This window comes from Danxiaibacter flavus (assembly GCF_041060425.1).
GTDB classification, from domain to species: Bacteria; Bacteroidota; Bacteroidia; order Chitinophagales; family Chitinophagaceae; genus Danxiaibacter; species Danxiaibacter flavus.
Map to the genome: position 1 here is coordinate 569,257 of NZ_JAULBC010000002.1, position 18,843 is coordinate 588,099.

An 18,843-nucleotide genomic window follows, 5' to 3' on the forward strand; every position below is an offset into this window, starting at 1 on the left:
TCTTCATCCGGCTCTTTTTTATTGCTGCATATCCCCTTACTTTTTAATTTATCTTAGTCGGCATTCGCGTTTTTTTTAACCCCGATTTGCTGACAACATGAAACAATTTTTTTCGGTTCCGGTTTTTCTTGCAACATTTTTAATTGCCACAATTAGACTTTCCGGCCAACCTTCTGCTATTGATTATGGAACTTATATGCAACGTCAGGCCTTAACATGGGATAGCATAAGTTCTAATTATTACACCGGCATTATTCTCGGTAACGGCAGGTTAGGAACAAACATTTATAAGGAAAGCGACAATTCGCTACGCTTTGATGTGGGCAGAACAGATGTGACAGATCACCGGCCACATTTTGCGGACAGCATTTTTGCCGAACAACTAATTTCCCAGCCAAGACTTCCCATCGGTAAAATGCTTCTTCAAACAAAAGGAAAGATCATTTCGGCTAACATGCGGCTGGACATTTACAATGCAGAGGCAAAAGGTGAGATCATAACAACAGAAGGTAAGGTCAATTTTTATGCGTTGGTTCCAAAAAATGAACAGGTCATTTATATCCGTACTTCCGGTAGCGGAAACGAAAAAGACATCCGGTACAAATGGCAGGCGGAAGAAAGTGTGAGCCCAAGAATAGCGGCAATCGGCGAAGCCAGGGCAGCCGCTTTTCATTATATACCAAATCCATCCGCGACCATAAAAGACAGTTCTGGTTATGGTATTTGTCATCAATCCCTTTCTGAAGGATGGGATTATGCCACAAGCTGGAAGTTTTCACCGGAAGGTACGGCCAAAGTTGCAATTATTGCAGTTGGCAACTCCTCAAAAGGAGCAGCGACAAAAGAGAGTATTGAGTTTATTCAACATTTTATCAGCTCGCCTTTAAAAATAGTAATAGCAAAACACCGGAACTGGTGGAATAGTTATTATCAAAAAAGCTTTGTTTCAATACCCGACTCTAGACTGGAAAGTTATTACTGGCTGCAGTTGTACAAATTGGCTTCTGCTACCGGCGCCGGAAATCCGATGATAGATCTGATGGGCCCCTGGTTCACCAGCAAAACGCCGTGGCCTGCAATATGGTGGAACCTTAACACCCAGTTGGCCTATGCTCCTGTTTTTACTGCCAACCATATGGAAATTGCTTACCCGTTATTTGACGTATTGTACAACAATCGCCAGCAACTCATCAACAATGTTCCTGAAAGCTGGCGAAATGATGCTGCCGCTATCGGTCGCATAAGCTCCTATGATCTGTATGCTCCAATCATTACCGGTGATGTACGCAATCTTCGCTTTGAACCTGGTAACCTGACATGGACGCTGTTTTACTACTACCAGTATTTCAGGTATTCGTCGGATACGGCAACGTTTGTTACCAAAATACAGCCGCTTTTGAAACGGTCTGTCAATTATATGATCCATCTTTTAAATAAAGATGAGCAGGATGTCTATCATCTTCCACTTTCTTCTTCGCCTGAATATACCAATGCTGAAGACGCACATTATTCATTATCCTCGCTGCGATGGGGTTTACAAATATTGCTTGAAACGGCCTCAATCGCAGGGGCTGAGACATTAGAAACTGATAAATGGAAGGAAGTCCTGGACCACCTCGCTCCTTTTGCTTCGGATGAAAGCGGATTAATGATTGGCCGTAATGTTGCACTTACCACCTCACACCGGCATTTTTCTCACCTGCTGGCGATATGGCCATACAGACTGATTGATCCGGATGATGCAAATGATAAAAAACTGATCGAAACCTCGCTTCATCATTGGATCTCCAGCGAAGGTGCATTGCAGGGCTATTCTTTTACCGGAGCTTCTTCTATTTCCTCCTTGCTTGGAAAAGGCGATGATGCTTATCATTATCTCGATCAATTTTTGCGAAAGCATGGCGAGGCAAACGGATTGTACAAAGAATCGGGCCCTTGTTTCGAAACACCAATGGCAGCAGCAACAAGTCTTTTGGAAATGCTGCTTCAAAGTAAAGGAAAAGATATCTCTGTATTCCCCGCCCTGCCTGCCGAATGGCGGGAAACTGCTTTTGAAAATTTACTTGCTGAGGGCGCTTTCAAAATAAGTGCTGCCAGGCATGACGGAGCAACTTCTTTTATCATAGTCGAAAGTTTAAGGGGTGGTAACTGCAGAATAGCATGCGATATTCCTCAAAGTTCACTGAAAATTACCGGCGCTGGCATCAATAGACTGGACTATAACATATCAAGCTCTGGCAGTAAAACGTTGGTCGATTTGCGTATGAAGCCGGGACAAACAATTAAAATTGCAGATGCAGGCTTCAAAGGTAATTTTAAGATTACACCGGTTGCTCCAGCCAAATACACATCAAATTATTGGGGATTGAAAAAGAAACAGCAATAACCAAGTACATTTGGAGCTAGTGTATGAAGAAACAGAATGACAAGACGATATTAGATCTGGCAAGGACATTGCAGCTTTCACCGGCTACTATTTCCCGCGCTTTGAACAATAATCCGAACGTTAAGGCGAAAACAAGGGAAAGAATTCTTGAGGCTGCTTCCGAGCTGGGTTACAGGAAAAACACATTGGCCTCAGGACTAAGAAGCAACAAGTCCAATACGATCGGGCTCATCGTCCCGCGTATTTCCATGTTTTTTCACGCTGTTGTTATTACAGAAATTCAGAATCTGCTACATCAACAAGGCTATAACTTAATCATTTGCCAGTCCAACGACTCACTTCAGTTGGAAAAAGAGTTGGCCGATACGCTTTACGCGTCTCGCGTGGATGCAGTTATTGTAGCTTGTACCTTACACACCACCGAATACACACATTTCGACAAACTGTTACACAATGGTATCCCCGTTGTGTTCTATGACAGGGTTCCGATAGTGCCTTATGAAGCGACAATGGTAAAAGGCGATGATGAAAAAGGCGGTTATCTTGCAGGAAAGCATTTGATTGAAAATGGATGCACAAGGATCGGTTATATTTCTGGTCCATTAACATGCAGCTTGTACAAAGAAAGAACTGCAGGTTTTCTACGGGCGTTGGAAGAGCAAGGCGTTTCGCTTAACCCCAAGTGGACTTTTTACCAGGAACTTACTTATGACAATGCAATGCATGCTTTGAACAGCATGTTTACATCTGATCGCACTCCGGACGGCATCTTTACCGCCAATGATCTGAGTGCTATTGCAACCATTGATTTTACCAGGCAAAAGAACATCCTTGTTCCTGAACAGTTAAAGGTGATCGGGTACTCGAATGATCCAAGATCTGCCATTATTACTCCTTCCATTACCACCATCGAACAGTTTCCTGTTAAGGTTGGACAGCAGGTGGTGGAAAAATTACTGCATATTTTGCAGCAACCGAGGCAAACAGCTATTGAAACAGAAATAGTGGTTACTCCCGTTGAGCTGATCAAAAGAACTTCTGCCTAGATGGTACAAGGAAACCCGCCTATTTATCAACTCCTATCAGAGAGAAGAAATGCTTTCTGTAAGTTTCGCCAACAGGCAGGTATTCTTTATTGATGATCACTTTGCTCCTCTCAATAAATGAAATTTTAGAAGTATTGATGATATATGATTTGTGTATGCGGACAAATTGGGTTTCGGGTAACAAACTCTCGTAGTTCCGCAGGCTTTCAAGCGAAAGGAGCTTTTCATTTAGAAGATGAATGGCTGTATAATCCCTCAACGCTTCAATGTACAGTATATCATTCAGATCGATCTTGCGTATTTTATAGTCTGCTTTAACAAAAATATGTTTAATGGTATTTGTAGCAACAACTGCAGATTTATTCTCCAACCTCGCTATAGCTTTTTGTGTTGCAGCTACAAATCTTTCATAGGTCACTGGTTTCAATAAATAGTCGACCACATCAAATTCATACCCTTGCAATGCATATTCAGGATAGGCGGTGGTTATAATGATCTTACATGCTCCGCGAATTATTTTCATGAACTGGATGCCTGTAAGTTCCGGCATTTGAATGTCAAGAAACACAAGATCGGCCCTGCCTTGTTGCACGGCATCCAAAGCATCCAGCACGTTAGTGGTTTTCAATATCAGCTCAAACCCGGGAGTTTTATTAACGTAATCTGCCAGTAAGTTTACCGCCAGCGGTTCATCATCCGTAACAATACACCTTATCACTGCCTGTGCATTCATAATTGTATTTCAAGATTTACAATAAAATGAGTTTCATTAGAAGCTATATTGAGCTTGTTTTTACCGGGGTACAACAATGCCAGCCTTCGTTCCACATTATCCAGACCAATACCTCCCGTATCATCTTTTTGCAGATGACTTTTCTGATTAAAACAATGAAAATAAATTTTTTGTTGGGTGACGGAAACCGAAATGGAAAGTCCATCTGCATGCTCACTAAAATCTCCATGCTTAAATGCATTTTCTACAAAAGGAATGAGTAGTAAGGGCGCGATATAAATCGATTCCGGCTGTCCTGCTATTTTGATCTCTGTTTTTACCGGCCAATCAAAGCGCAGTTTTTGCAATGCTATATATTGTTCTATATAATGTAACTCTTTTTGCAAGGACACTTTTTCATTTGTTTCGTACAACATATAGCGCAACAGGTCGCTTAAAACCGCTATGGCATCTAATGCTTTGCCAGATTGTATATAAACAAGCGAATAAATATTGTTAAGGCTATTGAACAAAAAATGCGGATTGATCTGTGCACGGAGAAAAGATAGTTCCGACTGCCTGTTAATTAACTCAAGTTCTTTTTTCTCAAGCACCTGCAAATGAGAATACCGCATGAAATAAAACACAATACCAAATGCTGTGTAGGTAAATATGTACAGAAGATTATTCAGAAAGAAAAACCGCAACCGCATGTTTTTTGATAACACATTTGCCTCAAAAAAATATCTGCCAAAAAACAATAGCGAAATAGCCATCCCTATTAAACCAATAAGTATTACAATTTTTGTTTGAGGATACAGGTATAATAAAATAAGATAAGGAATAAGTGTAAACAAGCTATTCGCGGCTATATCAGCTAACCTGAACAGTAAGCTCTTTGCACTTAGCGGCAGCCACAGAAAAGTAGCCCTGCTATTTATAATATTGGGCAAATCAACCGCCATATGCAACAGATAATAAAATACAATGAACCCTATAAAAGGCCACAACAATTGTTTTCTCATTTTTATTATTTCGGGCACAATCAGGTTTTCTTTTTTGATGAATGCAACTTAGTTGTTCAGCACTGATTATGATTGATTGGGGATTGTTTTTTCTGCAAACCTCATTTTTTTATCTGCAAACAACTTGCATGAAAAATAAGCCGGTTTGCAGAGATGAATGCCCAACAGGCAGAACGCATTTGCCAACAAATTAGTGCACTTCTAGCTTTAAACGGTCAATTAATTCATATGATCCGTTTTTCATCCAGAACAATAGTTAGCGGCTGCATAATTATCCTGATTATAACTGCCTGTATTTTGTATTTCCGCATGCCCCCATCATATGGATATTACCATTCCCCAATAGCCATCCCCATTGAACTTGCAGCTAATTTTGGGGAACCAAGAGCGGACCATTTTCATATGGGACTTGATATCAGAACCAGGGGAAAAGAAGATCTTCCGGTTTATGCAGTAGCTGACGGATATGTAAGTTGTGTTAAACTGGAACAAACCGGCTTTGGAAAATGCCTGCTTATTGCACATAAAAATGGCACCACTTCGCTCTACGCCCACCTCAATAAGTTTTACGATCCGTTGGAACATAATGTATTACAACATCAATATGCTGATAAAAGCTGGCAACAATCTATTACGTATGATTCAACCATATTTCGTGTCCGCAAGGGTCAGTTGATCGGCTACAGCGGCAACACGGGATCTTCCGAAGGGCCACACCTGCATTTTGAGCTGCGTGACACACGAACAGGTGATGTAATTAACCCGCTTATATCTGCCTATCCGGTTAAAGACAATACGCCGCCTGTTGTAAAAGGTTTATATTGGTATGATCGGGAAAAAAGTATTTACCTGACTACCCCCCGGCAAGTAAATCTTGCGAATGATGCGAACAGCTATAAAGGCTCGAACATTCTTTTAGTCAATTCGCCGGTTATCAGTTTTGGCATCAAAGCAATTGATCAAATGTCTGACAAGCACTTTAGAATGGGCATCTATAGTGCGAGTTTATTTTTGGATGACTCCCTGATTTTTGCGTTCAGGCTAAACAAACTCTCCTATGAAACTACACGTTATGTTAATGCCTGCATCGACTACGAGCACTGGCTTAACTCCCACCAATACATTCAACACTTATCCATTTTACCTGGTAACCGGCTGACAGTTTTTGACCGGCGCGCGGGCAACGGTACAATAAGATTACGCGACACATCGACACATCGTATACGGATTCAGATTGCTGACGCGGCTGGAAATCTGACAACTGTCTCTCTCGCTGTTAAGTACACTGGCAGAAATATTCCGGAACGGCTAATAGATAATAAGGGCAGCCTACTGGCATTTGGAAAGCCGCATATAATTCAAAAGCCAAATTATATTTACAACTTTCCTGCAACGGCATTTTATGATAACGTACCATTTGAAATAAATGAAGAGAAAAGTACACGGAAGGATGCAGCGTCACTTATAATGAAAGCTGTTTATCCAAACATACCGGTACATACAAATTACATTGTTCAGATAAAAACTTCATTGTCCGAGCGTTCATTACTGCGCAGGCATACGGTCATGCGTATTACAAACCGTAACACAAGCCAGTTAATAAAAGGCAACTGGCAAGGCAATTATATGAAAGGTTCGTTTGATGAGCTCGGAAATATTGAATTGCTGGTTGATACAATAGCTCCGGCAATTACGACACAAGGATGGAAGAATAACACAACGCTCACAGATGAAAATGCACAACTTCAGTTACTGGCCAAAGATAATCTTGGCGCTGTTGACAATGCCGTTGCCTTGCTCGATGGCAAATGGATATTGTTATACAGAAAAGATAATTTATTTACTTATCATTTTGATAATCGCCTGCAGCCCGGCAAACACCGGTTAGAAGTAACAGTAAGGGATATTGCGGGGAATATAACGAGCAAGGATTTTTTCTTTACAAAAGAATAGGGGATTTGAATGTATGCTTACTCTCTCTGTGCACCTCCTGTGTCTTCTTCGGCTGTTTCTCTGTGTAAAAAAAAAAGTTACATAGGAGTGGCACTAAGAAGACACAGAGATACACAGAGCTTTTACGATGAACCACTGTCCCTTCTTTGATATCTATTTAGCTTCAGCGCATCCAACCTTTTTTCTTGTGTCAATAATGTATTGGATCTTCCACTGCCCATTGATATTAACTACCTGGAATGAGTTAGTGCCGCAGTGGCTGAATTGCCCTTTGTAAAAGAAGTTATAGGGCGTCCATGCGATGGCCAATGATCCGTCAGATTTTACGGTCTCAAAAGTGATCCTTTCATCGGCGTCGCCTTTGGTTAATTTGCTCACAGAAGCAACAAATTCTTTAATGGCTTCTGTTCTTACCGATACCTTTCCGTTTTTGTTTACCACAGTTTGCAATAGTGCGCTATCTGCAAAACATGCCTGCATACCGGCAGCGTCAGCATCCTTCATAGCTGCAAAGAATTTGTTTATTACTGCTTTTACTGAGTCTTCTTGCGTTTGTGCATAGAGTTGGGAGCTTAATATCACAAGTATAACAGAGGCTAGTATAGTCTTCATAAACAGTTTTTAAAAGTAAAAAACGTGACAAGGTTAGTGTCACGTTTCAATAATATTGAAGAAAAGTCAAAATTTAAAAGTAAAAATTAAAAACCGCACATTTTGCAGCTTTACTTAAACTCAAAAAGCGTGCAGCTATTTTGATTTTTGAATTTTTACTTTTGACTTTTTCTAATTTACAGGTAGCCTAGGATTTTCAGCATGCTCTGCGCCGACTGCTCTTTAGCGTATACCCAGTCAACCAATTTTCCGTTCTTATCTTTTTCTACGATGATATGCTTTGGAGATGGGATCAGGCAGTGCTTAATACCACCGTAACCACTGATCTGGTCCTGGTATGCTCCTGTGTGAAAGAAGCCAACATACAATGGTTCTTCGTTCTCTTTTATTTTCTCCTGCTCTTTTTCTTTTTGTAAAGGAGTTCTCGCCTCGCCTACTGTATGATTGGATGAAAGCTTGGGCAGGAACACTTCGTTGATATGTTCTTCAGAATCGTAGTAATCATGACTGTCGCAAGTAAGTCCCCCCAAGACGACTCGCTGGTACTCATTATCCCATTTATTAACGGGCATCATCAGAAATTTCTCTCCAATGCCCCAGGTATCAGGCAAAGTAGTGATGAAAGAAGAATCGATCATGTACCAGATCTCGCGGTCATTCTGCATTTTCTGGCCGATCACACTATAAATGTGAGCCATGCTTTCGCCTACAGTATAACTTCCAAATTCTGTATAGATATTCGGCATCGGCACTTTTGCTTTTTTGCAGGCATTCTTAATATTGCCAACAATCTCGTTGATCATGAACTGATAATCGTATTCAAAACCAAGCGAGTGCTTAATAGGAAAACCACCACCTATGTTAATCGAATCCAGTTCAGGACAGATCTTCTTTAACTGGCAGTACAGGTTAATGATCTTATTTAATTCACTCCAGTAATAGATATCATCCTTGATACCCTTATTCAGGAAGATGTGAAGCATTTTTAGCTGGAACTTGTCTTCGTAACCTTCAATGTTATCTACATAAAATTCCAGGATATCTTTTGCGCGAATGCCAAGTCTTGAAGTATAGAATGGAAAGCTTGGTTCTTCTTCCGCAGCAACGCGGATGCCCAGTTTAAATGGTTGCTTAACACTTCGCTTATACATCTGCAATTCCTCCTTGTTATCAAGAATGGGAATTACATTTTTAAACCCGCTATTGATCAGCTTTGCAATTCTTGATGTGTAAGCTTTTTGCTTATACCCATTGCAAATGATGAAAGTGTCTTTTGTGATCTTTCTTCTCTGGTATAACCTGTTTATGATCTCGATATCGTACGCATAAGAAGTCTCCAGGTGAATTTCATGCTTAAGCGCTTCTTCAACCACAAAAGAAAAGTGAGAACTCTTGGTACAGTAACAATAGAAGTACTTACCCTCGTATTTGTGCTTTTTAATGGCCGTATCAAACATTTTTTTAGCCTTATTTATCTGCATCCCAATCTTGGGCAGATAAGTTAGCTTCATTGGTGTACCATACTTTTTAATGAGGGCTTGTAAATCAAGACCGTTGAACTCCAGGTAGCCATTGTCATTAACATCAAAACCTTCCTGAGGGAAGTGGAATGTCTGCTTAACCAGTCCGGTGTAGGTATTGTTCATCCTTTGCGGGTGAATTATTAGCTGTGAACAAGAATTTTAGCGTAGCAAAAGTAAATGATTGGAAAATAAATGCGGGAAAAAAAATGGGGAGCTGTCAGCATTCAGCTATTAGCTATCAGCTTTTAGCTATTAGCCATAAATGTTTTGGCGAACAAAGGTGACTCCATTTTAATTTCAACCATACAGTTAACACAATGGTGTAGATAAGTCACGAACTGGAGAGTTGACAAGCTGATGGCTAATAGCTGATAGCTGACAGCCAACAAAAAACCGCCATGCCTTATCAGCACAGCGGTCCTTAACTATATTGAAGTATGATTACTTAACTGAAGCTACAAGTGCTTTGAAGCTTGCAGGTTCGTTCATAGCCATATCAGCCAGAACTTTACGGTTAAGTTCGATACCTTTTTTATTCAGTTTATCGATAAATTCACTGTAAGTGATACCTTCTTCTCTCACTGCAGCGTTGATACGCGCGATCCACAGCTGGCGGTATTCGCGTTTTTTCAATTTGCGGCCTACATAGCTGTAAGTCTGACCTTTTTCAACAATATTTTTGGCAACGGTATAAACGTTTTTACGTTTACCATAAAAGCCTTTGGCTTTCTTAAGAATTCTTTTTCTTCTTGCCCTTGATGCTACAGCATTTACTGAACGTGGCATATCTGATTATTTTGCGTTAGAGGTGATTAACCAGCTAACAGGATTTTTAAAATGATTTTTACCGGTTTGACGGTTTAGACTATTTCAAACGTAATAAACGCATAACGAAGTCTTTGTTTGCTGGCACAACAAGACCATCTTTTCTTAAAGCTCTTTTGCGTTTTTTAGATTTCTTGGTTAAGATGTGACGTTTGAAAGATTTCTGATAGGTGATTTCTCCTGTAGCTGTCACCTTAAAGCGCTTCTTCGCGCTAGAGTTTGTTTTAACTTTAGGCATTATAATCCTGTTAAGAATTACTCCCTGCTGGCGTTCCACTCATGCGGAAACTTGTTGAGCCTTACGGGAAATGAGGCGCAAAGGTAAGGATTTATTAATTATAAATGCAGTTTTAAGGAATAAATGAGCAAAAATACTATATATGCCCTGTGAGTGGCCTTTTTATCAGATCTCGCGGCGTTTACAAATCATTCAGTCCCAATTCCTTTTGCAATTTTTTGGTAAGCTTGGCTACCACCAACTTATATGAGTTGTAAATATAAGATTTCCATTCGTCGACCTTGAGTGCACCCGGTTTTTCCACCAATACCCATTGTTTTTTGGCCAGGTAAGGCGCCTGAACGATACTATTTCGCTCAGTTAACTCGAAAAAGGTCTCCTCTTCCACCTTGAAACTGGCCGTTAAAGGATCTTCTCCTGATGCTATACAGAACACTTTTTCTCCAACTTTAAAAACAAGGTGATCGCCCCACTGCACAGTTTCGGTGACATGTGGCAGGCTGATGCAATAAGAACGAAGTGCTTCGAGTGTCATTGTAGTGAATGGTCAATGGTGAAAAGTGAATAATGCGATCTGGTGAATTGAAAGCTAAGTTACAAATTGATCGCTGATTTAAGGATCGCTGATGTCTGATTTGCTGATGTCTGATTTATTGATCACTGACACTAATTGAGCCAGTTCGCATAGCAATGTCGTTTAGTTGCGAGTGTTAATATCAAGCCTCATAAAATCGCGATCAGATCAATATTCGGGAGATCTCTCCTACCGTGTCAATAACAGATTTCATAGCAGTAACAATTTTTCCCGTAGGGAATTAAGCTTAATAGAAATTTGCGAATTGAGAACATCATAGTCCGTCAGGACTTTAACCAAATAAAAGGGTTAATGTCCTACGGACAAGAAAGGCCTTGTTGTTTTGGTTTCTATTAAGCTTAAAGTCCTACGGACTATCGACGAAAAGTGTCCTATCATCTCTTTTTGATTGTGGTTATCCCAAATTACTGGTCGAGGCGACGATGCAGGTGCAGATTCCGCAGTATTACATACTCGTGATAGTGCTGCTGTGATTACTTTTTCTGATAAGCCAGGATCGTCATGTCGACGACATGAGGCATCTCCCAAAGTTGGCGATATATGCTTAACTAAACGACCTTAAATTTGTACATCCGCACATTTGCAAATTCGCACATTCGCCCATTCCCTCCATTTTCAATTCTCCATTCTCCATAAACTTAGTCTTCCCTCACACCTCCAAGTATTCCCGCAAACAAAATCCTTACACCTGACGTGGGTGTTTGATTTTTCTGGAAGGCCTCTATAAAATCTATGCGGAAAATTTTAAGAATGTTTTCAATGGATAAGAAGATCTCTCCGTACTGCTTATCCTTATTAACATAGAGCGCATTGCCGCCGGCAACAAAGAACCAGTTCCATTTTTTCATCAATGGAATCTTGTTGGATAGAAATCCATTCAGGTGATACTCTAAGTGTGCAGAGGTTTGAAAACGCTCTTTATTACTATAATCATAATAGTGCATTATCTGGAAACTCTTCAGATACGGGCTGGCAGAAACAGTGCGGTTATCATAGTAGTGCTGGTAATCCGGCAGGTATAACTGCGTGGTATCTATAAAACCACCGACATTCCAGCGCCATTGTAATTTACCTCCCAAACGAAGGTCTATGTCATCCGATACCGAAAAGTTCCATTTATTATATTGTATATCACTGCCCAACCATTTATTGAAGCCTTGTGTAAACCCAAGCTCAAAAGTAGGATAGCCGGAGTTGAGCGCAGTTCTTTCGCCTCCTTTCTGAATGTATTTGATACCAGGCTGCCATAGAAAATTGATGTTGGCTACAAGCGCCTTGTGTTCCGGAATATTGGAGGACACAATATTTGTTGGATAATTGGGTGTAAACTCCCTGCCCTTGATGTCAAAAATTGTATAATCGCCGGTATTCTCCAAGGGATAACGATGCTGGTATTCAACTCCAAACTTAAGCGTAAACCCGTCGGCTATTTCGTTGGAATACCTGAACCTTGTGAACCATGCTTCATACAACTTCATGATATTTCTTTCATACACAAGTGTTGCAATGGTGTTATCACGCGAGGTAATAGGTTGCAGCGGGTTAAATTGAAATACTCTTTTGCCCGCAGAAAAACTTATTGACTGATCGTGTCTTTTGCCATAGCCGTAAACCGCAGACAACCGCGCATTAAAATGATGATTGGTAAAGCCGTAGCGGATATTGGGGCTTATATCAAGATAACTGTGAGATTGCTTGAATTCCTTAAAATACTCAGGACTAAAATTTACAACTGTTCCTTCAACTGTATTGTAGCTCAATATGTCAAATATCGCCGGAAAAGTTATTGTCCTGTTTAACCTGCGCCTGATAAACTTTTTGCCGCCCAGCACGAAAGCGATGGGCCGGAATTCTTTGTTTCGCTTCAGATCCAAAGAATCGATATATTCAGGTTGCTGCCTCATATTTTCGAGGCTGTCTTTAAAGCGATAGTCCCTCGCTTCTTCCGGTTGAAGCGGGATTGGGCGAATACTGTCCCAGTACGGAGCAGGCTTTGTGTTGGAACTGACGTCGTATTTTACAACTACATTATTAAAGTAATCGTCCGGAAATATCGGATTGAGATTAAACTTGTCAAACACCTGGATAAAGTTGCCAAATATATCGAATCCGAAAACGTTGGACTGAGGGTAGATCACCTGGTGTTTTAAAACCCATTTGTTATCATATGGAATATAAATTTGCTCCAGCCTGAGTGTGTCCAAATACTGCATTTGTCTTTTCCCGGCGACCATAAGTTGTACGCTGTGTATACGCCAGTCATCTTCCATGATATTGATATAGCCCGAAAAAGTGGGTTCAAAAGTTCTTTTGGAACTCACTTTTATACGATTGATCATTTTCTTACCATCATAAAAAGTTCCCTCAAACTTGTAATTGTAAAACTTAAGTGCATTGTCTGCTATGGGCGAAATAAATCCGCGGGGATTCAGGTTCTCTCCTATTTTGATAGTGTTGTGATACAATGATAACATCTGCGGCAAGGCTAGTCCGTAAGCATTATTGTTACCACTTACTTTCGTTGAAACAACATCTGTTTTTACTTTATCAGGCGGCTGCTGTGCGAAGGTGGCCACGGATTCGGAGAGATAGAGGAATTTTTGCTGGCTGGTATCACCGTCTTCAAAGTCGACTGTTTTACCGAGAAATTTTTTGGGGTATTTCCTTAATCTCAATGTTCCCTTTATATAAACCTCACATTGAAACCGTTGCAATTCTTGCTCATAATCGGGTCTTTTTTCTATTGCCTTCCGTATTATGGCATAGGCGGGATCTTCCTGCCCTGTTTTTACTGTAATATTGTCAAGTGCATATTGCTGTTCAGATAAAATGAAGTCTATTATAATATCTCTCTGATCAAGAATGATCTCTTTTTCAGCGGTTTTGAATCCCACACGCATACACTGCAAAACATAATTACCCGGATCAACCTGCAGACTGTATTCTCCTTTTGCATTGGCAGAAACGCCAATACTACTCCCTTTAATTGAAATGGATGCGAAACTCAAAGCTGCGCCGGAACTATCTGTGATCCGCCCGGAAATATGCTGTGCCGAACAAAAAAAAGTCAGCAACAGCATACCAATCAGATATGCAAGTCTACACTGAATCTTCATTAAAAATAGAAGGCTGTTGCGGTTGCGTGCGAAGCAACAAGGTTCCGGGGAATAATAAATGCAATTTATACGCCATCAATTCTGCGTTTTAATGAGCGTCCGTCCGAAACTACCTGATAAAGCTGCAAATGCAGATACCAGGCCGCCAACAATTGCGGTAATTATTATAAGAGCCCCTGAACTTCCAATACCCAGCACATCAGCTATTTTAGGTGCCAGTAAATTCTGGTTATTTAAATCAATGAAATAAGCATGAAATCCCCATAACAAAAACAAGCCTGCAAAGCCTGCTGCAAAAGCTTTCGATGGCTTTTGGTGGATGATTATTCCTATCAGGAATGAGCTTACGGCAAAGCCCCACCACGGGAGAAATAAGCAAACTGCATATCCCAGCAGGGCCGTAAGTATTATTGAAACAACTAATTTCATTGGAGGTTATTTTAGTTCAGCATTGATTATCTTTCGATAGCTGATTTTAACTGTTACTAAACGTCATTTTCCCTTTAAGTCCTTTCTGTTTACTTATCTCGGCTTCTGATATTATAGATAACATATAATATTTACCACTCGCCCAATAATCAACAAATGTATCATAATATTTACTGCCGGGATTACCGCTTTGTCCGCCCGGGTAAACACCGTAAGCTTCGGTCTTGTCATTTAAATGTACGACCATTCGCCAGCTTGGACCGTGAAATTGTTTGGTTGCATTTATAATATGATTTCCCCCACCAATTGGCAAATGAAGTCTGCTAAACGCAGGTATCCGGAGCAAGTGCCGTATTCCGGAATCTTTAAACTTGCCCCATGCCAGTTTTCCGGTTTTCTCCGCAATGTTTAATTCTGTTGTCGCCTTTTTAAATGCTGCTGTCACAATATCTTTTATTGTTTCCTTTTGAGGGGTATTGATATTGTCTGCAAATACATAGCTGCTATCTTTTAAGATACTTTCAAGCATAGTGCTTTGCACCGGTTGCGGCATTGGCAACGGGCTTTGGGATAGTTCATCGTCATACATTTCAGCCATAATGCTATCTACCCATACAGCAAAGATCGTCGCGCCTTTTTCATCTATATCATTACGAAGGTTCCAGCTTTTGTATGTTTCGAACAAGGTTCTTTCCGTATCAGTCAAAGCTGTTTCATCTGTATATTTCAATAACACCGGCTTCGCCATTTCAGCAAATATGTTGTAGTTATTTGTCTGCAAGCGCTGCATATCTTCCGGTGTAATGTTTTCCATCTGTGTAAGATTCCGGTTGATTATAATACCGCGGTACGGAGGATTAGAACCACCTATATAGTAAGGATAAGTCGTATCATAAGGATATTGATTGGCGCTGCTTACAAAGCCATACGTGGGATTATGAAGTGTTATATTGAAGCTATCACCGATGATTCCCTGCCAACGGTAAGAACTGTCATTACCCGGCATAAGAAAATCACCCTGTCTTCTCCACTTCGCAGGGAAGCTGCCCTGTTGACGAATCGCAATATCGCCGCTCTTGCTTGCGAAGATCATGTTCTGGGCAGGACAACTAAATGTAGATATCGCGTCAACATAGTCATCGTACCCTTTCGCTTTATCCAGCTTTCCGAAAGTCTTTAGCTCATCGCTGGGATCGTGCGCTTTCCACCGGCAGGCGTATGCCTTGCCATCTTTTAAGATGTTGGGATAATTTTTATCATACATCACAGGTCCCCAAACGGTCATGGCTATATGTTCCGTATCAGCTACTGCCCCTTTTACTTTAATTACTTCATCTCTAAACGTAGTGTTCTGCCACTCACCGTTATAGAGATATTGTTGCATTGTACTATCCTTAAAAGTGATTTCATAATAATCGCGAACATCACGTCCTGAGTTTGTAAAGCCGAAAGCCACATTATCATTAAAGCCAATGATCACATTTGGCGCGCCGGGTAAGCCAACGCCATAAACATTATTTCCCGGTGTTGATATTTGTACCTCATACCACAATGAAGGAAGATTTAAACCGAGATGTGGATCATTGCATAATATTGGTTTGCCGCTCGCGGTTTTTATTCCGCTAACAGCCCAGTTGTTGCTTCCATTCGCAGGATCAGGCTTTGGATTGTATGCCTGGGATTTAGTTGTATCTGCATTAAATGTGAAATAAACAGAATCTGCATTCAAAGGCTTTTTAACCACCAGTCCCGCCTTTGCAAAAACAGTTCCCTTAGGAACAATAGGATCAAGTGAATCCTGACCATAAGGATATAATTTTTCAAACTGCTTTGCTGTAAAAATGCTCCTGGCGTTTGTCATTTCAAAATCCTGTTCATAAGCGGCGAGATCATAAGACATATATTTCAACAGCAGTGCAGTTTTCAGATTCGTCCACTGTTCCGGCTTGTAGTCAAGCATCTTATATTCTAACGGATAATCTTTTTCATCAAGTGCGCTAATGTATGCATTCACACCGGCAGTATATGCATCTGCTGCAGCTTTGCTTTCAGGATCAGATTCCATTTGCTTCAGTGAATTTTCTGCGGCATAAACCATTCCGAGACGGCGAAAGAACTTATCGATTTTTAAAAAGTCTGAACCACTACCCTGTGCGCCCATTATTTCGCTTAACCTTCCGGCAGCCGCATATGTCTGAAAATCCATTTGCCATAAGCGAAAACGTGCGTGGAGATATCCCTGTACAAAGTTGGCATCATGATCGTTTTCTGCATAGATATGCGGGACCAGTCTTTCATCAAAATATACACTCACTTTCCCTTTAAGTCCGGACGCATGAATGGCAGCGTTAAATTCTTTATCCGCAGCTTCGGCATTTTGCCAAAAGCCTTTTTGAGGCGAAAGAAAATATCCCATACGCGGCGTTTTGGTTTTTCCCGCAGGTAACGGAACATTTAATACGATGATTAAACCGACGGTCAATGCCAGGCTAAGAATAAAATAGACTACCCGCATAGCAAGTATTAGATTGAAAATTGAATTGATGCAGCAATGTTAAAACTTTTGATTCGGATTTGAGACCGGGATTGGAGGATTTTATGGACAGGGGGAGATTATGATTAAAAGTAACCGGCTTGCAGCCGGGTTTTCTGGACCGGGATTGGAGGATTTTTATGATTAGTTGATTAGAAACCTTTTCCTTATGCCTCACACCTTATGCCTCACGCCTGACACCTGATACCTGAAACCTGACACCTGACCCCTTACACCTCACTCTTCAGCAACCCAGCCAGCATCTCCACCTCTTCCACTGTGTTGAATGAATGCAGTACAATGCGCAGGCGCTCCTTTTCTTTGGGAACTGTGGGATAGAGTATGGCCCGTACGTCAATGTTATTTTCCTGTAATTTTTGAGCGAGTGCTTTTATGGCGGTATTTCCTGGCACCATTACAACTTGTATTGGCGTTAATGACTTGAATTTTTCGTAAGCGATATCTGCAGACTGGAAATATTGAATAAGCTCACCCAGTTTTTTTCTTTCTTCTGACAACCCTGGAAATACGTTATATGAAGTTGAAATACGATGAACCGCTTCTTCCGGAAGCGCCGTTGAGTAAATAAAACTCCTGGAAAAGTTAACCAGGTATTTTTTTAACCGGGTTGATCCTACAACAGCGGCGCCGTGACAACCCACCGCTTTCCCGAAAGTATGAATCCGGCAAAACACATGATCGGCATATCCCATCGATTGAACCAAACCTTCCCCTGATTCGCCTATGGTGCCCGTAGAATGTGCTTCATCAATAACCAGGTGCGCATTGTATTTGTTACTTAGCGCAACCAGTTCATTTAAAGGACAAACATCTCCATCCATGCTAAAAACGGATTCGGTAACGATAAACACATTCCCTTTTGCCTGCTGTAACCGCAGCTCTAACTGATCCATATCGTTGTGTGCAAAAGAAAAGCTTTGAGCAAAAGATAACCTGATGCCGTCTCTTATCGATGCATGAGAAAGTGCATCGTATAAAATTGTATCTCCACGCTGTGGCACGCAGGAAAGCACGCCTGTATTCGCATCATATCCGGAATTATAAATAGCTGCAGCTTCGGTTTTGTGAAACGTCGCTATCTGCTTTTCGGTCTGTTCAATCAACTCGTAGTTGCCCGCAAGCAATCTTGACCCTGTACTGCCGTAAGAATAGCTAAACGCGTCAGCATCGTTGATTTTTAACAGACCATTTTTCACGATGCCGATATAATCGTTGCTGCAAAAATCAATTTTGCCTGAAGGTAGCGTCAATGCCCTCAATGCATCCTGCTGAATACGCTCATCAAGTTTGTGTTGTAAAAAATCATCGTTGTACATAAAGCCAAAACATTAACCGGCGAAAGGTAGCAGTTTTAAACTAGACTTGAAACGTATAAAACATTTAGCGCTTTTTAAACCATATAAGGCATATAAGTAAGGTGTCGGCCGCGCCAACGTTTCTTTGTTAACAACTGATTAAGCTTAAAGCCCAAAGCCTAAAGCCTAAAGCTGACCTAAGCGAAGTTTTTTAAACCATATAAGACATATAAGAGCAAATAAGAGCTTTTGCCCAGGATAATAGTAACACTTAAACGACAATATATTTACTTAACCAGCTCGGACCTTCACCATTGACCATTCACTATTCACTAGTTGTATAGAAGAAATATAAGAGCAAATAAGAGCTTTTGCCCAGGATAATAATAACACTTAAACGACAATATATTTACTTAACCAGCTCGAACCTTCACCATTGACCATTGACTATTCACTAGATATATAGAAGGGATATAAGGGAACCCCAAGCGAACAACAGCCGAAAGTTTCGAGTGACTGAGTCTCCTAACAATT

The 18,843-nt window shown here is 40.8% G+C and carries 14 protein-coding genes; 3 read left to right on the forward strand and 11 right to left on the reverse strand.

Annotated features, from left to right (window positions below; genetic code table 11):
• Nucleotides 1–97: 97 nt before the first annotated feature.
• Together QTN47_RS08070 and QTN47_RS08075 are read left to right on the forward strand one after the other, a co-directional pair.
• A complete protein-coding gene (locus QTN47_RS08070; RefSeq protein ID WP_369328836.1) occupies nucleotides 98–2,386 on the forward strand; it encodes a glycosyl hydrolase family 95 catalytic domain-containing protein in 2,289 nt (762 codons plus the stop codon).
• 23 nt (nucleotides 2,387–2,409) lie between these two features.
• On the forward strand, nucleotides 2,410–3,432 hold the full coding sequence (locus QTN47_RS08075) for a LacI family DNA-binding transcriptional regulator (RefSeq protein WP_369328837.1): 1,023 nt from the start codon (nucleotides 2,410–2,412) through the stop codon (nucleotides 3,430–3,432).
• Between the two features lie 19 nt (nucleotides 3,433–3,451).
• Here the strand turns inward: QTN47_RS08075 and QTN47_RS08080 are convergent, their stop codons facing one another.
• The gene (locus tag QTN47_RS08080; protein WP_369328838.1) at nucleotides 3,452–4,165 is read right to left on the reverse strand and encodes a LytR/AlgR family response regulator transcription factor; all 714 of its coding nucleotides are present in this window, start codon (nucleotides 4,163–4,165) and stop codon (nucleotides 3,452–3,454) included.
• A complete protein-coding gene (locus QTN47_RS08085) occupies nucleotides 4,162–5,169 on the reverse strand; it encodes a sensor histidine kinase (RefSeq protein WP_369328839.1) in 1,008 nt (335 codons plus the stop codon). The genes QTN47_RS08080 and QTN47_RS08085 overlap by 4 nt, the downstream gene beginning before the upstream one ends.
• A 228-nt stretch (nucleotides 5,170–5,397) precedes the next feature.
• Between QTN47_RS08085 and QTN47_RS08090 the strand changes: the two genes are divergently transcribed.
• A complete protein-coding gene (locus QTN47_RS08090) occupies nucleotides 5,398–7,122 on the forward strand; it encodes a peptidoglycan DD-metalloendopeptidase family protein (RefSeq protein WP_369328840.1) in 1,725 nt (574 codons plus the stop codon).
• A gap of 153 nt (nucleotides 7,123–7,275) precedes the next feature.
• Here the strand turns inward: QTN47_RS08090 and QTN47_RS08095 are convergent, their stop codons facing one another.
• The 9 genes from QTN47_RS08095 to QTN47_RS08135 all read right to left on the reverse strand — a co-directional run bounded on the left by QTN47_RS08095 (nucleotide 7,276) and on the right by QTN47_RS08135 (nucleotide 18,330).
• Complete coding sequence (locus QTN47_RS08095; protein WP_369328841.1) at nucleotides 7,276–7,734, reverse strand: YybH family protein; 459 nt, start codon at nucleotides 7,732–7,734, stop codon at nucleotides 7,276–7,278.
• 176 nt (nucleotides 7,735–7,910) lie between these two features.
• Nucleotides 7,911–9,380: a type III PLP-dependent enzyme domain-containing protein gene (locus tag QTN47_RS08100; RefSeq protein ID WP_369328842.1), complete on the reverse strand. Its 1,470-nt coding sequence runs from the start codon at nucleotides 9,378–9,380 to the stop codon at nucleotides 7,911–7,913.
• Nucleotides 9,381–9,698: 318 nt separating this feature from the next.
• A complete protein-coding gene (gene rplT, locus QTN47_RS08105) occupies nucleotides 9,699–10,043 on the reverse strand; it encodes a 50S ribosomal protein L20 (RefSeq protein WP_369328843.1) in 345 nt (114 codons plus the stop codon).
• Between the two features lie 79 nt (nucleotides 10,044–10,122).
• Nucleotides 10,123–10,320: a 50S ribosomal protein L35 gene (gene rpmI, locus QTN47_RS08110; protein WP_369328844.1), complete on the reverse strand. Its 198-nt coding sequence runs from the start codon at nucleotides 10,318–10,320 to the stop codon at nucleotides 10,123–10,125.
• Nucleotides 10,321–10,501: 181 nt separating this feature from the next.
• Entirely contained in the window at nucleotides 10,502–10,855 is a 354-nt protein-coding gene (locus QTN47_RS08115; protein ID WP_369328845.1) for an MmcQ/YjbR family DNA-binding protein, read from the reverse strand.
• A gap of 698 nt (nucleotides 10,856–11,553) precedes the next feature.
• The gene (locus QTN47_RS08120; protein WP_369328846.1) at nucleotides 11,554–14,031 is read right to left on the reverse strand and encodes a DUF5686 and carboxypeptidase regulatory-like domain-containing protein; all 2,478 of its coding nucleotides are present in this window, start codon (nucleotides 14,029–14,031) and stop codon (nucleotides 11,554–11,556) included.
• Nucleotides 14,032–14,106: 75 nt separating this feature from the next.
• Nucleotides 14,107–14,460, reverse strand: a complete 354-nt coding sequence (locus QTN47_RS08125; RefSeq protein ID WP_369328847.1) for a hypothetical protein — start codon at nucleotides 14,458–14,460, stop codon at nucleotides 14,107–14,109.
• Between the two features lie 46 nt (nucleotides 14,461–14,506).
• Nucleotides 14,507–16,975, reverse strand: a complete 2,469-nt coding sequence (locus QTN47_RS08130) for a penicillin acylase family protein (protein WP_369328849.1) — start codon at nucleotides 16,973–16,975, stop codon at nucleotides 14,507–14,509.
• 248 nt (nucleotides 16,976–17,223) lie between these two features.
• The gene (locus tag QTN47_RS08135; protein ID WP_369328850.1) at nucleotides 17,224–18,330 is read right to left on the reverse strand and encodes an aminotransferase class I/II-fold pyridoxal phosphate-dependent enzyme; all 1,107 of its coding nucleotides are present in this window, start codon (nucleotides 18,328–18,330) and stop codon (nucleotides 17,224–17,226) included.
• Nucleotides 18,331–18,843: the final 513 nt, after the last annotated feature.

Bases quoted from the DNA above. Each gene is read 5' to 3' on its own strand.
- QTN47_RS08125 (WP_369328847.1), bottom strand. From the start codon at position 14,460: ATGAAATTAGTTGTTTCAATAATACTTACGGCCCTGCTGGGATATGCA.
- QTN47_RS08095 (WP_369328841.1), bottom strand. From the start codon at position 7,734: ATGAAGACTATACTAGCCTCTGTTATACTTGTGATATTAAGCTCCCAA.
- QTN47_RS08075 (WP_369328837.1), top strand. From the start codon at position 2,410: ATGAAGAAACAGAATGACAAGACGATATTAGATCTGGCAAGGACATTG.
- QTN47_RS08130 (WP_369328849.1), bottom strand. From the start codon at position 16,975: ATGCGGGTAGTCTATTTTATTCTTAGCCTGGCATTGACCGTCGGTTTA.
- QTN47_RS08115 (WP_369328845.1), bottom strand. From the start codon at position 10,855: ATGACACTCGAAGCACTTCGTTCTTATTGCATCAGCCTGCCACATGTC.
- QTN47_RS08100 (WP_369328842.1), bottom strand. From the start codon at position 9,380: ATGAACAATACCTACACCGGACTGGTTAAGCAGACATTCCACTTCCCT.
- QTN47_RS08070 (WP_369328836.1), top strand. From the start codon at position 98: ATGAAACAATTTTTTTCGGTTCCGGTTTTTCTTGCAACATTTTTAATT.
- rplT (WP_369328843.1), bottom strand. From the start codon at position 10,043: ATGCCACGTTCAGTAAATGCTGTAGCATCAAGGGCAAGAAGAAAAAGA.
- QTN47_RS08120 (WP_369328846.1), bottom strand. From the start codon at position 14,031: ATGAAGATTCAGTGTAGACTTGCATATCTGATTGGTATGCTGTTGCTG.
- QTN47_RS08090 (WP_369328840.1), top strand. From the start codon at position 5,398: ATGATCCGTTTTTCATCCAGAACAATAGTTAGCGGCTGCATAATTATC.
- QTN47_RS08135 (WP_369328850.1), bottom strand. From the start codon at position 18,330: ATGTACAACGATGATTTTTTACAACACAAACTTGATGAGCGTATTCAG.
- rpmI (WP_369328844.1), bottom strand. From the start codon at position 10,320: ATGCCTAAAGTTAAAACAAACTCTAGCGCGAAGAAGCGCTTTAAGGTG.
- QTN47_RS08080 (WP_369328838.1), bottom strand. From the start codon at position 4,165: ATGAATGCACAGGCAGTGATAAGGTGTATTGTTACGGATGATGAACCG.
- QTN47_RS08085 (WP_369328839.1), bottom strand. From the start codon at position 5,169: ATGAGAAAACAATTGTTGTGGCCTTTTATAGGGTTCATTGTATTTTAT.